13 protein-coding genes and 1 rRNA gene are annotated in these 13,800 nt (G+C 58.8%); 10 read left to right on the forward strand and 4 right to left on the reverse strand.

Annotated elements, in window-relative coordinates; all coding sequences use genetic code 11:
* From ACP7EE_RS23285 to ACP7EE_RS23295, 3 genes are all read right to left on the reverse strand, one after another.
* Nucleotides 1-194: ribosomal RNA gene (locus tag ACP7EE_RS23285) — 16S ribosomal RNA — on the reverse strand; the annotation flags it as partial.
* A 585-nt stretch (nt 195-779) separates the two neighbouring features.
* Nucleotides 780-2,000: a CaiB/BaiF CoA transferase family protein gene (locus tag ACP7EE_RS23290; RefSeq protein ID WP_426237042.1), complete on the reverse strand. Its 1,221-nt coding sequence runs from the start codon at nt 1,998-2,000 to the stop codon at nt 780-782.
* Nucleotides 2,001-2,013: 13 nt separating this feature from the next.
* Nucleotides 2,014-3,195 (reverse strand): acyl-CoA dehydrogenase, encoded by a 1,182-nt coding sequence (locus tag ACP7EE_RS23295; RefSeq protein ID WP_420649962.1) that lies wholly within the window; start codon nt 3,193-3,195, stop codon nt 2,014-2,016.
* A 158-nt stretch (nt 3,196-3,353) separates the two neighbouring features.
* Here ACP7EE_RS23295 and ACP7EE_RS23300 point away from each other — a divergent pair, with 158 nt between their 5' ends.
* From ACP7EE_RS23300 to ACP7EE_RS23345, 10 genes are all read left to right on the forward strand, one after another.
* Nucleotides 3,354-4,253, forward strand: a complete 900-nt coding sequence (locus tag ACP7EE_RS23300; RefSeq protein WP_426203746.1) for a LysR family transcriptional regulator — start codon at nt 3,354-3,356, stop codon at nt 4,251-4,253.
* Between the two features lie 434 nt (nt 4,254-4,687).
* On the forward strand, nt 4,688-5,809 hold the full coding sequence (locus ACP7EE_RS23305; RefSeq protein ID WP_426203744.1) for a Re/Si-specific NAD(P)(+) transhydrogenase subunit alpha: 1,122 nt from the start codon (nt 4,688-4,690) through the stop codon (nt 5,807-5,809).
* 15 nt (nt 5,810-5,824) lie between these two features.
* Complete coding sequence (locus ACP7EE_RS23310; protein ID WP_003187417.1) at nt 5,825-6,145, forward strand: NAD(P) transhydrogenase subunit alpha; 321 nt, start codon at nt 5,825-5,827, stop codon at nt 6,143-6,145.
* Nucleotides 6,145-7,578 carry an NAD(P)(+) transhydrogenase (Re/Si-specific) subunit beta gene (locus ACP7EE_RS23315; protein ID WP_420649965.1) on the forward strand — a complete coding sequence of 478 codons (1,434 nt, stop codon included), beginning with the start codon at nt 6,145-6,147 and terminating at the stop codon, nt 7,576-7,578. The genes ACP7EE_RS23310 and ACP7EE_RS23315 overlap by 1 nt, the downstream gene beginning before the upstream one ends.
* A 214-nt stretch (nt 7,579-7,792) precedes the next feature.
* Nucleotides 7,793-9,286, forward strand: coding sequence for an acetyl-CoA hydrolase/transferase family protein (locus ACP7EE_RS23320; protein WP_426203742.1), 1,494 nt, complete (start codon nt 7,793-7,795; stop codon nt 9,284-9,286).
* A 321-nt stretch (nt 9,287-9,607) separates the two neighbouring features.
* Nucleotides 9,608-9,823: a DUF1127 domain-containing protein gene (locus tag ACP7EE_RS23325; protein WP_007902752.1), complete on the forward strand. Its 216-nt coding sequence runs from the start codon at nt 9,608-9,610 to the stop codon at nt 9,821-9,823.
* Nucleotides 9,824-10,153: 330 nt separating this feature from the next.
* On the forward strand, nt 10,154-10,471 hold the full coding sequence (locus ACP7EE_RS23330; RefSeq protein WP_426203740.1) for a DUF2388 domain-containing protein: 318 nt from the start codon (nt 10,154-10,156) through the stop codon (nt 10,469-10,471).
* A 105-nt stretch (nt 10,472-10,576) separates the two neighbouring features.
* Nucleotides 10,577-10,885: a DUF2388 domain-containing protein gene (locus tag ACP7EE_RS23335; protein ID WP_426237045.1), complete on the forward strand. Its 309-nt coding sequence runs from the start codon at nt 10,577-10,579 to the stop codon at nt 10,883-10,885.
* A 28-nt stretch (nt 10,886-10,913) separates the two neighbouring features.
* A complete protein-coding gene (locus tag ACP7EE_RS23340) occupies nt 10,914-11,234 on the forward strand; it encodes a DUF2388 domain-containing protein (protein ID WP_426237047.1) in 321 nt (106 codons plus the stop codon).
* Nucleotides 11,231-13,192: a DUF4105 domain-containing protein gene (locus tag ACP7EE_RS23345; RefSeq protein WP_426237049.1), complete on the forward strand. Its 1,962-nt coding sequence runs from the start codon at nt 11,231-11,233 to the stop codon at nt 13,190-13,192. The genes ACP7EE_RS23340 and ACP7EE_RS23345 overlap by 4 nt, the downstream gene beginning before the upstream one ends.
* Nucleotides 13,193-13,242: 50 nt before the next feature.
* Here the strand turns inward: ACP7EE_RS23345 and ACP7EE_RS23350 are convergent, their stop codons facing one another.
* Complete coding sequence (locus ACP7EE_RS23350) at nt 13,243-13,698, reverse strand: anti-virulence regulator CigR family protein (RefSeq protein WP_426237050.1); 456 nt, start codon at nt 13,696-13,698, stop codon at nt 13,243-13,245.
* Nucleotides 13,699-13,800: the final 102 nt, after the last annotated feature.

Consider the following 13,800-nt stretch of genomic DNA (forward strand, 5'->3'; position numbering starts at 1 on the left):
TGCTTTCTCCCGTAGGACGTATGCGGTATTAGCGTTCCTTTCGAAACGTTGTCCCCCACTACCAGGCAGATTCCTAGGCATTACTCACCCGTCCGCCGCTGAATTCAGGAGCAAGCTCCTGTCATCCGCTCGACTTGCATGTGTTAGGCCTGCCGCCAGCGTTCAATCTGAGCCATGATCAAACTCTTCAGTTCAAACATCTTTGGGTTTTTAAGAAACCCTAAACTTGGCTCAGCAATCGTTGGTTACATCTTTGATTTCTCGCGGAGTAACTTGTGATGCTGATAATCTTGTTGACTATCAGTCTGACTCCACAAGCACCCACACGAATTGCTTGATTCAGTTGTTAAAGAGCGGTTGGTTAAGATCTTTCGTCTCAACCGAGGCGCGCATTCTACAGCAGCCTCATTTGCTGTCAAGTGATTATTTTCAGAAGTTTTCGAAGAATTCTTCAACAACTTCAACCACTTGCGCTTCCGATCTCTCGTCAGCGGGAGGCGAATTCTACAGCGTTACACGCTGCTGTCAACACCTCTTTTTCAGCCACTTCCCAACTTCGATAAACTGAAGCCCTGCACTGCCGAAACCTACGCAACTCATTGAATCTCAAGGAGTTTTCCGTTTCGACTGCGCCGGAAGTGGGGCGAATTATAGACGTCTGGAATCTGCCGTCAACCCCTAATTTCGTTTCTCTTTCAATAACTTGCAGATTGGTCAAAAGACAACCAGCCCTATCTATATAGAAGACACCAAACAGCCCCCTCTATATAGAAGCACCGTCATAGCACCCCACCTTCTTTCAACGCAGCCACTGCACCAGCCCCCAAACCCAGCACCCGCTGCAACACTTCAAGGGTATGCTCACCCAATAAAGGAGGAGCACGAAGATACTCGACCGGCGTTTGCGACAGCCGAATCGGACTCGCCACCTGCGGCACCATCCCCGCCAACGGGTGTGGCATTTCAATCGCCAGACCGCGCGACTGCACCTGCGGATCAGCAAACACTTGCGAAAGATCGTTGATAGGCCCACACGGCACGCCCGCCTGCTCCAACTGAGCGACCCACTCGGCCGTGGTCTTGAACACAGTTGCCTGACGAATCAGCGGAATCAGCGTCGCCCGGTTCGCCACCCGCAGCTTGTTAGTCGCAAAGCGCGGATCATCTGCCCACTGCGGCTGCCCCGCCACTTCGGCAAACTTGCGGAACTGGCCGTCATTACCCACGGTAAGGATGAAATCGCCGTCAGCCGTAGGAAAGTCCTGATACGGGACGATGTTCGGATGAGCGTTGCCCAAACGCGTCGGCGCATTGCCCGTAGTCAGGTAGTTCATCGCCTGATTGGCCAGGCAAGCAACCTGAACGTCCAGCAATGCCATATCTATATGTTGCCCGCCGCCATCGTGATCACGATGCGCCAAAGCCGCCAGAATCGCGACCGTCGAGTACAGACCGGTAAGAATGTCGGTCAGTGCTACACCAACCTTCACCGGCCCCGCGCCCTCATCACCCTCAGGACGACCGGTCAGACTCATCAACCCGCCCAGCCCCTGAATCATGAAGTCATAACCGGCGCGCTTGGCATACGGCCCGGTCTGACCGAAACCAGTGATCGAGCAGTAGATCAGATTCGGATTGATCGCCTTCAGCGACTCGTAATCCAACCCATAAGCCGCCAGACCGCCAACCTTGAAGTTCTCGATCAGGATGTCCGACTTGGCCGCCAGCTCGCGCACCAGCTTCTGCCCCTCGGGACGCGTGAAGTCGATGGTCACCGATTGCTTGTTACGGTTGGCCGACAGGTAATAGGCGGCCTCAGTAGTATTCTCGCCGTAAGCGTCTTTAAGGAAGGGCGGCCCCCAGGCACGAGTGTCGTCGCCGTTACCGGGGCGCTCAACCTTGATCACCTCGGCCCCAAGGTCGGCGAGGATCTGGCCGGCCCAAGGCCCGGCCAGTACTCGCGATAAATCCAGTACCCGCAGATGCGACAGCGCGCCCATGGTCGCTCTCCTGTTAGTAGAACGCCTGCAGACCGGTTTGCGCACGGCCAAGGATCAGCGCGTGAACGTCGTGCGTACCTTCATAGGTATTCACCACTTCCAGGTTGACCAAGTGACGCGCCACGCCGAATTCGTCGGAGATGCCGTTACCGCCCAACATGTCGCGAGCCATGCGCGCGATGTCCAGCGACTTGCCGCAGGAATTACGCTTCATCATCGAAGTGATTTCAACAGCAGCGGTGCCCTCATCCTTCATACGACCCAGACGCAGGCAACCTTGCAGGGCCAGCGTGATCTCGGTCTGCATGTCTGCCAGCTTCTTCTGGATCAACTGTGTCGCGGCCAATGGACGACCGAACTGCTTGCGATCGAGGGTGTACTGGCGAGCGGTGTGCCAGCAGAACTCGGCAGCGCCCAGCGCTCCCCAGGAAATGCCATAACGTGCGGAGTTGAGGCAGGTGAACGGGCCTTTCAAACCACGCACGTCCGGGAAGATGTTCTCTTCCGGCACAAATACGTTGTCCATCACGATCTCACCGGTGATCGAGGCGCGCAGGCCGACCTTGCCATGAATCGCCGGAGCGCTGAGGCCTTTCCAGCCTTTTTCCAATACGAAGCCACGGATGTCGCCGGCATCATCTTTGCCCCAGACCACGAACACGTCGGCGATCGGGCTGTTGGTAATCCACATCTTGGCGCCGGTCAGGCTGTAGCCGCCTTCGACCTTGCGTGCACGAGTAATCATCGCCCCCGGGTCGGAACCGTGATCAGGCTCTGTCAGACCGAAGCAGCCAATCCACTCGCCGGACGCAAGTTTCGGCAGGTATTTCTGTTTCTGAGCCTCAGTGCCGAATTCATTGATCGGCACCATGACCAGCGAAGACTGCACGCTCATCATCGAGCGATAGCCGGAATCAACGCGCTCCACTTCGCGGGCAATCAGACCGTAGCTCACGTAATTGAGACCGCTGCCACCGTACTGCTCAGGAATGGTCGCGCCCAACAGGCCGACTTCACCCATTTCGCGGAAGATCGCCGGGTCAGTCTTTTCATGGCGGAAAGCTTCGAGCACACGCGGCGCAAGCTTCTGCTGAGCGAACTGCTCGGCAGTGTCGCGGATCATGCGCTCTTCTTCGGTGAGCTGTTGATCCAGCAGCAGGGGATCGATCCAGTTGAAGCTAGCTTTGCCGGCCATGAGTGAGTCCTCGCAAATCGGGTGAATAAACGTGGCATTGATCCTAGGCGCGGTTCGCCGTCGCGGCAAACGAGGATTTCGCATCCTGTTGTGCTAATTTCTCACTCCGAAACGTCGCCAAGTGCCAGCTATGCGATGTATTAGTGAGGTGGACGTACATGCGCAGAAAGATACCCAGCACCACGGCCCTGATTAGTTTTGAAGCGGCCGCTCGCCACGAGAGCTTCACCAAGGCTGCCGAAGAACTCTCCCTCACCCAAGGCGCAATTTGCCGACAAATCGCCAGCCTTGAGGACTTCCTCAGCGTGGAACTGTTCCGACGCTCGCGACGCGGTGTGAAGCTGACCGAAGCCGGACTTTCCTACAGCCGTCGGGTCGCCACTCAACTGGACGCTGTCGAGCGCGACACGCTTTCAGTGATGGGCCAGCAAGGCGCCAATGTGATCGAACTGGCGGTGGTGCCGACCTTTGGCACCCAATGGCTGCTGCCACGACTCAAGGATTTCCAGCTCAAGCACCCGGAAGTAACGGTCAACCTGACCAACCGTACGCGCCCCTTCCTGTTCGCCGACACCGAGTTCGATGCGGCGATCTATTTTGGTGACGCGGATTGGTCGGGTACCGAATCCCACAGACTGATGGGAGAGAATCCGATGCCGGTATGCAGCCCCGTCCTACTTGGCGACAGGACGCATCTGACAGCGGAGCAGATTGCCGAACTACCGCTCCTGCAACAAACCACCCGCCCCTACGCCTGGCGCCAGTGGTTCAACTCGCAACAGTTGAATATCCCCCGCGACATGACAGGCCCGCGCTACGAGCTATTCTCCATGCTGGCCCAAGCGGCCATGCACGACATGGGCGTTGCGTTGATCCCGCCGTTCCTGATTCAGCGCGAATTGGCCGAGAAACGCCTGGTGGTTGCCAACCCGAATGCGCTGTCCAGCATCAAGGCGTATTACCTGATGATTCCGGAGCGAAAAGTCGAATCAGCGTCACTCAAGGCATTTCGCGACTGGCTGGTGAATCAGGCACACAGCTACAACCCAGAAGACTAAAGGCTTGCGACAATACTTAACCCGGTAGTCAGAACATTCAAAGCCCTACAGATATAACTATTTGTCGCAAATCAGAAGACTGTATCCAAAAGTCGTACAGACGTCCCACAAGCGCCTGGCGACGTGGCTTTGCGCCTTGATCAACGACTCATTACTGCCTATTCACGCCACCGATGCGAAAAATTTCAATAACCAGCCAAAATCCATACAGAGCACGGCCTGTAAGGGATTAAGCCGGTCATCTGCGACATTCGGTCACGGCATGACTTGTAGTTAATTTTCCGTCACCCGTCATAATCCCTTGAAGGGCTGAAAGTTCGCCTGCAAAATGCCGCGCCCCGCCCTGATTTGGCGGGATCGTGCTGATCGGCCGCCCCAGTCGCACCATCCGCAGTGCCTGGGTTTACTCAATAAGATCACGCAGGAGATTTGACGTGCACATTGGTGTTCCTCTCGAAACCCAGACAGGTGAAACGCGGGTTGCTGCAACCCCGGAAACCATCAAAAAGCTGATCGGCCAAGGTCATCAGGTCACAGTGCAAAGCGGCGCCGGCATCAAGGCCAGTGTTGTCGACAGTGCCTATGAGGCGGCAGGCGCAACCATTGGCAGCGCCAACGATGCGTTTGGTGCCGAGCTGATTCTCAAAGTGGTTGCCCCGAGCGACGCCGAACTGCCGCTAATCAAGCGCGGTGCCGTGCTGGTGGGCATGCTCAATCCGTTCAGCAATGAAACCATCGCCAAACTGGCCGAGTGCGGGATCACCGCGTTCGCCCTGGAAGCGGCGCCACGCACTTCGCGGGCGCAGAGCCTCGATGTGTTGTCGTCGCAGGCAAACATCGCCGGCTATAAGTCGGTGCTGTTGGCCGCCCACTACTATCCGCGTTTCATGCCGATGCTGATGACCGCTGCGGGCACTGTGAAAGCGGCGCGCGTGCTGATTCTCGGCGCGGGCGTGGCCGGATTGCAGGCGATTGCCACGGCGAAACGTCTGGGCGCAGTCATCGAAGCGTCCGACGTGCGTCCGGCCGTGAAGGAGCAGATCGAATCCCTCGGCGCCAAGTTCGTCGACGTGCCGTACGAAACCGATGAAGAGCGCGAATGCGCCGTCGGTGTCGGCGGTTACGCGCGGCCGATGCCGGCGAGCTGGATGCAACGTCAGGCGCTGGCGGTGCACGAACGCGCCAAGCAGGCCGATATCGTCATCACCACCGCACTGATCCCGGGCCGCAAGGCACCGACGCTGCTCAGCGCGGAAACCGTGGCGCAGATGAAACCCGGTTCGGTGGTCATTGACCTGGCAGCCGCGCAGGGCGGCAACTGCCCGCTGACCGTGGCTGATCAGGTGGTGATCGAGAACGGCGTGACCATCATCGGCCCGACCAATCTTGCCGGTGAAGTCGCCGCAGACGCTTCGGCGCTGTACGCACGCAACCTGCTGGACTTCCTGAAACTGGTATTCACCAAAGAAGGCCAGTTTGAAGTGAACCTCGAAGACGACATCGTCGCCGCGTGCCTGATGTGCCGCGACGGCCAAGTCATCCGCAAAAACGCCTAAGCAGGGATTCAGAAGATGGAAGAGCTTATCTCCCCCGGTATCTACAACCTGATCATCTTCGTGCTGGCGATTTATGTCGGTTACCACGTGGTCTGGAACGTTACGCCTGCGCTGCACACGCCGCTGATGGCAGTGACCAACGCCATTTCGGCGATCGTGATCGTCGGCGCGATGCTCGCAGCCGCGCTGACGGTTACGCCGCTGGGCAAAACCATGGGCACCCTCGCCGTGGCGCTCGCTGCGGTCAACGTGTTCGGTGGCTTTCTGGTCACCCGCCGCATGCTTGAGATGTTCAAGAAGAAAGCCCCGAAAGTAAAAGAAGAGGCGCCGAAGTAATGAGCATGAATCTCGTCACGACGCTCTACCTGATCGCGTCGATCTGCTTCATCCAGGCCCTCAAAGGCCTGTCGCACCCGACCACCTCACGCCGCGGCAACCTGTTCGGCATGCTCGGCATGGGTCTGGCGATTATCACTACGGTGGGCCTCATCTATAAGCTCGGAGCTGAGCTGGCTACTGCCGGCATCGGTTACGTGATTGTCGGCCTGCTGGTCGGCGGCACTGCCGGTTCGATCATGGCCAAACGTGTGGAAATGACCAAGATGCCGGAACTGGTCGCCTTCATGCACAGCATGATCGGCCTCGCGGCGGTGTTCATCGCCATCGCTGCCGTGGTTGAGCCGCAGTCGCTGGGCATCGTCAAACACTTGGGCGACGCGATTCCGGCGGGCAACCGTCTGGAACTGTTCCTTGGCGCGGCGATTGGTGCAATTACCTTCTCCGGTTCGGTGATCGCCTTCGGCAAGCTCTCGGGCAAGTACAAGTTCCGTCTGTTTCAGGGCGCACCGGTACAGTTTGCCGGTCAGCACAAGCTGAATGCGGTGCTCGGTCTGGCGACGCTGGCGCTCGGCCTGACCTTCATGTTCACCGGCAACCTCACCGCGTTCGCGCTGATGCTGGCACTGGCGTTCGTGATGGGCGTGCTGATCATCATCCCGATTGGTGGCGCGGACATGCCGGTGGTGGTGTCGATGCTCAACAGCTACTCGGGCTGGGCTGCGGCGGGGATTGGTTTCTCGCTGAATAACTCGATGCTGATCATCGCTGGTTCGCTGGTGGGTTCGAGCGGTGCGATCCTCTCGTACATTATGTGCAAGGCGATGAACCGTTCGTTCTTTAATGTGCTGCTCGGTGGTTTCGGCAACACCGTGGATGCTGGCCCGGCCGGCGCGAAAGAAGCGCGTCCGGTGAAATCCGGTTCGGCTGACGACGCGACCTTTCTGCTGACCAACGCTGACACCGTGATCATCGTTCCGGGCTATGGCCTGGCGGTGGCGCGGGCACAGCACGCGCTGAAAGAGCTGACCGAGAAACTGACCCATCGTGGCGTGACCGTGAAGTATGCGATCCACCCGGTGGCCGGTCGCATGCCCGGACACATGAACGTATTGCTGGCCGAGGCCGAGGTGCCGTACGACCAGGTGTTCGAGATGGAAGACATCAACTCCGAATTCGGTCAGGCCGACGTGGTGCTGGTGCTCGGCGCCAACGACGTGGTCAACCCCGCGGCGAAGAACGATCCGAAATCGCCGATTGCCGGCATGCCGATTCTCGAAGCGTTCAAGGCCAAGACCATCATCGTCAACAAGCGCTCGATGGCCAGCGGCTATGCCGGTCTGGACAACGAACTGTTCTACCTGGACAAGACCATGATGGTGTTCGGCGACGCGAAAAAAGTCATCGAAGACATGGTCAAAGCAGTCGAGTAAATTTCGCCCGCAATGCCCAACGCCCCGACTCGTCGGGGCGTTTTTGTTTACGCAAATTGCCGGACAATTTGCCGCGTTGTTACCGATCCGGTAATGGTGTTTTACTTGAAACCCGCTGAATAGACGCCTCGTTTGCGACCTTGGTAGCGGGACAGGCGCCCGTCCAATTCACTAGACTGCGCATCCTGCTACTCGCTACCCGAGATAAACATCCATGTACCGTGACCGTATTCGCCTGCCTTCGTTGTTGGACAAAGTGATGAGCGCCGCCGACGCCGCAGCTCTGATTGAGGACGGCATGACCGTCGGCATGAGCGGCTTCACCCGCGCCGGCGAAGCCAAAGCCGTGCCCCATGCGCTGGCCGAGCGAGCCAAGGTCACGCCGCTGAAGATCACTTTGATGACCGGCGCCAGCCTCGGTAACGACCTCGACAAGCAACTGACCGAGGCCGGCGTGCTGTCGCGGCGCATGCCGTTCCAGGTCGACAGCACTCTGCGCAAGGCAATCAACGCCGGCCAAGTGATGTTCATCGACCAGCATCTGTCGGAAACCGTCGAGCAACTGCGCAATCAGCAATTGAAGCTGCCGGACATCGCGGTGATCGAAGCAGTGGCGATCACCGAGCAAGGTCATATCGTACCGACCACCTCCGTGGGCAACTCGGCGAGCTTCGCGATTTTCGCCAAACAAGTGATCGTCGAGATCAACCTGGCGCACAACGCCAACCTCGAAGGCCTGCATGACATCTATATCCCGACCTACCGCCCGACTCGCACGCCGATCCCGCTGGTAAAAGTCGACGACCGTATCGGCAGCACCGCGATCCCGATTCCGCCGGAGAAGATCGTCGCCATCGTCATCACCCAGCAGCCGGACTCGCCATCCACCGTGTCAGCGCCAGATGCCGATACCAACGCCATCGCCGATCACCTGATCACCTTCTTCAAACAGGAAGTCGACGCCGGGCGCATGACCAACAAGCTCGGCCCGTTGCAGGCCGGCATCGGCAACATCGCTAACGCGGTGATGTGTGGCCTGATCGATTCACCGTTCGAAGACCTGACCATGTACTCCGAAGTGTTGCAGGACTCCACCTTCGACCTGATCGATGCCGGCAAGCTGAGCTTCGCTTCGGGCAGCTCGATCACGTTGTCGGAACGACGCAACACTGACGTGTTCGGCAATCTGGAGAAGTACAAAGACAAACTGGTGCTGCGCCCGCAGGAGATTTCCAACCATCCGGAAGTCGTCCGGCGGCTGGGCATCATTGGTATCAACACTGCACTGGAGTTCGACATCTACGGCAACGTCAACTCGACCCACATCTGCGGCACGCGGATGATGAACGGCATCGGCGGCTCGGGCGACTTCGCGCGCAATGCGCATCTGGCGGTGTTTGTGACCAAGTCGATTGCCAAGGGTGGCGCGATTTCCAGCGTGGTGCCAATGGTCAGCCATGTTGACCATACCGAGCATGACGTCGACATTCTGGTGACCGAGGTTGGCCTGGCGGATCTGCGTGGACTGGCTCCGCGCGAACGCGCCCGCGTGATCATCGATAATTGCGTGCACCCGGACTATCGCCAGGCGCTGAATGATTACTTCACAGCGGCTTGCGCGATTGGCGGGCACACCCCGCACATCCTGCGTGACGCGCTGAGCTGGCACATCAATCTGGAAGAGACCGGGCGCATGCTTAAGGTCTGATTCACACAGATATCCCGCTGACGCAAACACAGTTTTATCAGTGGGATATCGCAAAGCTTCTTTCTTGGCAAAAACTGTACTGCTGTACCGGTCATTTCCTACAGACTCTGCCCACATATCTTGGTTAATTCGCCAAAAACGCACCACTTGAGGGCAGACAGGTACAGTTTGCACAATTTCGACCCGTACACCCCCTATAAACAGTTAACTGCTCACTCACAATACAGGTGAACTGTATCTAGAGAGTCTGGCCAAACGAGAGGATCATGGGCACCAGTCAAACCACTACCTGATCCCGCCACAAGCGGAAGGATGTCAACCATGGAACGTACACTCAGTTCCGAACTGTTCTTCGAAGACACTGCAGCAAAAACCCAGGCTTCCATGCCTTTGCGCGTTATCGCCAACCTGATGCTGTGGCAGCGCCGCATCTCCAGCCGCCATCAACTGGCTCGTCTGGATTCGCGTCTGCTGGCTGATGCCGGGATTAGCGAAGCACAACGCTACGAAGAGCTGAGCAAGCCGTTCTGGCGCTAAACAGCGTCGCTGGCTCTGGTCGTCAGACCCACCGCCAGCACCCGAATTGAACAAACAAAACCCGTCGTGGGAAACCGCGACGGGTTTTGTCGTTTCAGAGGTCTGGAAGCGCGAAGCAAGCACTCAAGAGAGCTGACAGATACAGTTTCCGGATGAGTGATATCAATAGGTACAGTTAAGAATCTTGGATTCATTCGGCATTTCAGCGCTGTGCGAACTGCACAGAGCAGCCTAATATTCATTCAGTAAGTGGCGAATGCTGCGCCGATGGCGTCTGACTCCCAGACACCGTGCCACCTCTCAAAACGGTTTATCCACAGGAGTTATCCCATGACACGTCTTCGCCTGCTCAGCGCCGCTGCCCTGTTGGCCGTGGCTGCCAACGCCAGCGCCACCAGCTTCATCGTTACCACCGACTCTATCGTCGGCGCTCTGAAAGCTTCCTCGGACGCAACCTCTGACGTGACCTCGTCGTTCCGTGACGACAAAATCGTACTCGCCGCCCGAGATGACGCTGCCAGCTTCGTCGCAAGCGAAGGCGAGATCCGTGGCGTGAAACTCGAAAGCGCACTGGATCACATCCGCCACCAGGCGCCACAATTGAACGCGACCGATGCGCAGTTGGCCCAAGCCATTCTGACTATCTGAATCGGCGCATGACGGGGCACGCTCGGTCGTGTCCCGATGTTTCGGCGCTGGCTCTGGCCCGGGCATTACGCTAGCCTTGCGGCTTGCCAACTGTTGCCGAGTCCCATGCGTTTTCTTTCAAATCTGCTCATCCCTTCTATCTTGCTGACCGCCTGTTGGGCGACGTCGGTGAATGCCTTTGATCTGTCCACGCAAAACACCGTCGTCAGCGTTTGGGCGACTGGCATGGTGTCTTCGGCGCCATTCGACCGTAAACTGCTGCTCGCCGCGCACGACGATGCGGCGGCGTTCGTTGCCAGCGACGGTCAACTGCGAGGCCCACGGCTGGAATCCGCGCTGCATTACCTGCGCAAATCCCGGCCAAAACTTCATGCTGGTGACCTTGAACTGGCAGAAGCAATTCTCGTCCAATAGCTATCTTTGTCCCTTTCGGAGTCGTTCCATGCGTAGCCCGCTGATTGCTGCCGCCCTTGGCCTGTTGTTGTTGGCCGACATGGCCCAGGCGCACACCCTGGTAGCCACCAGTAACATCATCGTTCGCGCGTCTCAGCGCACGATCGATTTCACTTCCGATACCACCACTTCGATCCGCGATTCGAAAATCATCCGTGAAGCCCACGACGACGCTGCCAGTTTTGTCGCCAGCGACGGCGATATCCGTGGCGCGCACCTCGAAGCCGCGCTCAACACGCTGCGCACCCGCGTTCCGGAAGCCCGTGACGCCAGTGATCAGGTACTCGCCGAAGCCATCCTCGCACTGTGAAGTCAGTCGGCGCCTGGCTAATGGCCGGGGCGTTGTTGCTGCTTGGCAACAGCGCCCATGCGGGCCTGCAATTACGGCTCAAGGCCGAGGGTCTGAACCCCGCTCAACAGCAGGCCAGCCAGACGCTGCTGGATGAAGCCATGCAGGCATTGCCGCCAAGCTTCATCGAGCGGCTGGATCGACGCATCGATGTCGGCTGGACCGACGACATGCCCTCCAACGCTTACGGCCAGGCAACGCTGGTCTCCGAGCTCGATCTCAATCGCAAGTTGCTCGCCGGCCTCACCGACGGCAGCGCGGCGAAGGAAAAAACCAGTCGCCCCCACGGTACCGTGCGCCAGGAACTGCTCGCCACGGTGCTGCACGAAATCACCCACATTTACGATCGCGCGCGCTTATGGCCAGACGCCGAGCGCACGCTGATCCAGCGCTGCACCCGTCGCAGCAACAGTGCCGGACTGATCGGCATCCCCGACGACTGTCGGGGCCAGAACGGCCGGCGCTTCACCCTCAGCGATGACCCGCGTCTGCTCGACCTCGCCGGTTGGCAGCAATACGTCGGCCGTCGCGGTGAACGTGAACAGCACAACCGGCAGATCGTCCGTAGTCCGGATCTGTACGAGATCTCCAGTCCGAAAGAGTTTGTCGCGGTCAATATGGAGTATTTCCTCCTCGACCCAAGCTATGCCTGCCGCCGCCCGGCGCTGTATCGCTATTACCAACAGCACTTCGGCTGGGCACCACCGGCCAAGGACGAGTGCAGCAAATCGTTCTCCTTCCTCAACGCTGGCAACGATTTTGCCAAACAGCCGTTGGGCCAAGTCGATCCGGAACGCGTTTACGCCGTCGATTACCTGCTGGCCGAGGCCAACCAGAACTGGGTCAGCCGTTGGGGTCACAGCATGCTGCGGCTGGTGATCTGCGCGCCGGGACGGCCACGCGGCCCGGATTGCCGACTCGATCTGGATCAGCATCTGGTGCTGTCCTACCGCGCCTTCGTCGGTGATGTGCAGTTGTCGAGCTGGGACGGACTGGTCGGCAAGTACCCCTCGCGACTATTCGTGCTACCACTGGCGCAGGTGATCGATGAATACACCAAGACCGAACTGCGCAGCCTCGCCTCGGTGCCGCTGAACCTGTCGCGCAGTGAAATTGAAGGCGTGGTCGAACACGCCGCCGAAATGCACTGGAGCTATGACGGCAACTACTTCTTCCTGTCCAACAACTGCGCGGTCGAGGGCCTGAAACTGCTGCGCAGCGGCACCGACAACGCCAAGCTCGTGGGCCTCGACAACATCATGCCCAACGGTTTGCTGGAAGTGCTCAAGGGCCGAGGCCTGGCGGACACCAGCGTGCTGGATGATCCGAAAGAAGCGCTGCGTCTGGGTTATCGCTTCGACTCTTTCCGTGATCGCTATCAGGCGATGTTCGATGTGCTGAAAAAGCAGCTGCCGATCAAACAGAACACGGTCGAGGAATGGCTTTCGTTGACTGCCGAAGAACGCCGAGCGTGGTTCGAGCGCGCCGACCTGCGCACCAGCGCGGCGTTGTTGCTGCTGGAGCAGGCGAGTTTCCGCCGTCAGTTGCTGCTGGCGCAGGATGAGGTCAAGCAACGCTACCTCGGCGCCCGCGAGCTGGAGAACGGCGGAATGGACAAGGCCAACGCGACGTTGCAGCAGATCCTCGCCAACAGCGGCTTCCTCAGCCGCCCGGCGGAATTGCTCGACAGCCGCGGTTATGGTCTGCCGCAGCCGGATGAGTTCAAGCGACTGGAAGCGGAAAGCAGCCAGCGTCAGAAACAGTTGCTGGCGCTGACCGGGGATCTGGACAAGGAAGTACGCAAGTTGCTGGAGCCCCAGCGTGCTGCCGAGATCGCCGCAAGCGAGGCCAATGTGAAGCAGATCGGCGAGCATCTGCGCAAATTGCACAAGGCCTCGGGTGGGTTGGAATTGCCGTAGAACAGCAGCTTCGGAGTTATCCGAATGATGTGGCGAGGGATCTTGTCAGATCAGTACAAAACGCCATCCAGAATTTCATAGACGATCCCGGTGCCCACCGCGATCAGCACAATATCGCCACCGGCCCGGCGCCATTCATAGCCTGGGTAATACGGCAGGCGCTCCAGCGCGCGGTTATCCAGACGCTCGCCGTAATAGCCATGCGGTAACGGCCGACCGCGCTCCAGGCGCATACCCGGCGGCGGCGGTGCACCACGCACGAAGTAGCCATGGTTATCGCGAATGGTCTGCCGCACCGGCCCAAAGTCGCGCGGCGGCGGGCCACCTCGGTGGTTGTTTTGCGGGCCACGGTGATCGTTACCGCGATAGTCAGGTTGGCCCTGCTGCGGGCCGCCGCGGTCGTGATCGTTGCGTTGATCATCACGCTGATCGGCGCTGGCCAGCAGCGGCGTCGCACTGATCATCAGGATGCCCAAGCTGGCAATCAGACGTTTCGGCATTTTCATCGAGTCTTTCCTCACTGCACTGACAGCAAAAAGGGATCCAGAACGTGGTTCTGAATCCCTCGGTCTTGCTGGATTAGTCTGTGCCGCGAGGGGCTAATTCCT

The organism is Pseudomonas sp. TWP3-2, assembly GCF_049897765.1.
Classification (GTDB): Bacteria; Pseudomonadota; Gammaproteobacteria; order Pseudomonadales; family Pseudomonadaceae; genus Aquipseudomonas.

Bases quoted from the DNA above. Each gene is read 5' to 3' on its own strand.
- ACP7EE_RS23295 (WP_420649962.1), bottom strand. From the start codon at position 3,195: ATGGCCGGCAAAGCTAGCTTCAACTGGATCGATCCCCTGCTGCTGGAT.
- ACP7EE_RS23320 (WP_426203742.1), top strand. From the start codon at position 7,793: ATGTACCGTGACCGTATTCGCCTGCCTTCGTTGTTGGACAAAGTGATG.
- ACP7EE_RS23350 (WP_426237050.1), bottom strand. From the start codon at position 13,698: ATGAAAATGCCGAAACGTCTGATTGCCAGCTTGGGCATCCTGATGATC.
- ACP7EE_RS23290 (WP_426237042.1), bottom strand. From the start codon at position 2,000: ATGGGCGCGCTGTCGCATCTGCGGGTACTGGATTTATCGCGAGTACTG.
- ACP7EE_RS23310 (WP_003187417.1), top strand. From the start codon at position 5,825: ATGGAAGAGCTTATCTCCCCCGGTATCTACAACCTGATCATCTTCGTG.
- ACP7EE_RS23325 (WP_007902752.1), top strand. From the start codon at position 9,608: ATGGAACGTACACTCAGTTCCGAACTGTTCTTCGAAGACACTGCAGCA.
- ACP7EE_RS23340 (WP_426237047.1), top strand. From the start codon at position 10,914: ATGCGTAGCCCGCTGATTGCTGCCGCCCTTGGCCTGTTGTTGTTGGCC.
- ACP7EE_RS23315 (WP_420649965.1), top strand. From the start codon at position 6,145: ATGAGCATGAATCTCGTCACGACGCTCTACCTGATCGCGTCGATCTGC.
- ACP7EE_RS23335 (WP_426237045.1), top strand. From the start codon at position 10,577: ATGCGTTTTCTTTCAAATCTGCTCATCCCTTCTATCTTGCTGACCGCC.
- ACP7EE_RS23300 (WP_426203746.1), top strand. From the start codon at position 3,354: ATGCGCAGAAAGATACCCAGCACCACGGCCCTGATTAGTTTTGAAGCG.
- ACP7EE_RS23330 (WP_426203740.1), top strand. From the start codon at position 10,154: ATGACACGTCTTCGCCTGCTCAGCGCCGCTGCCCTGTTGGCCGTGGCT.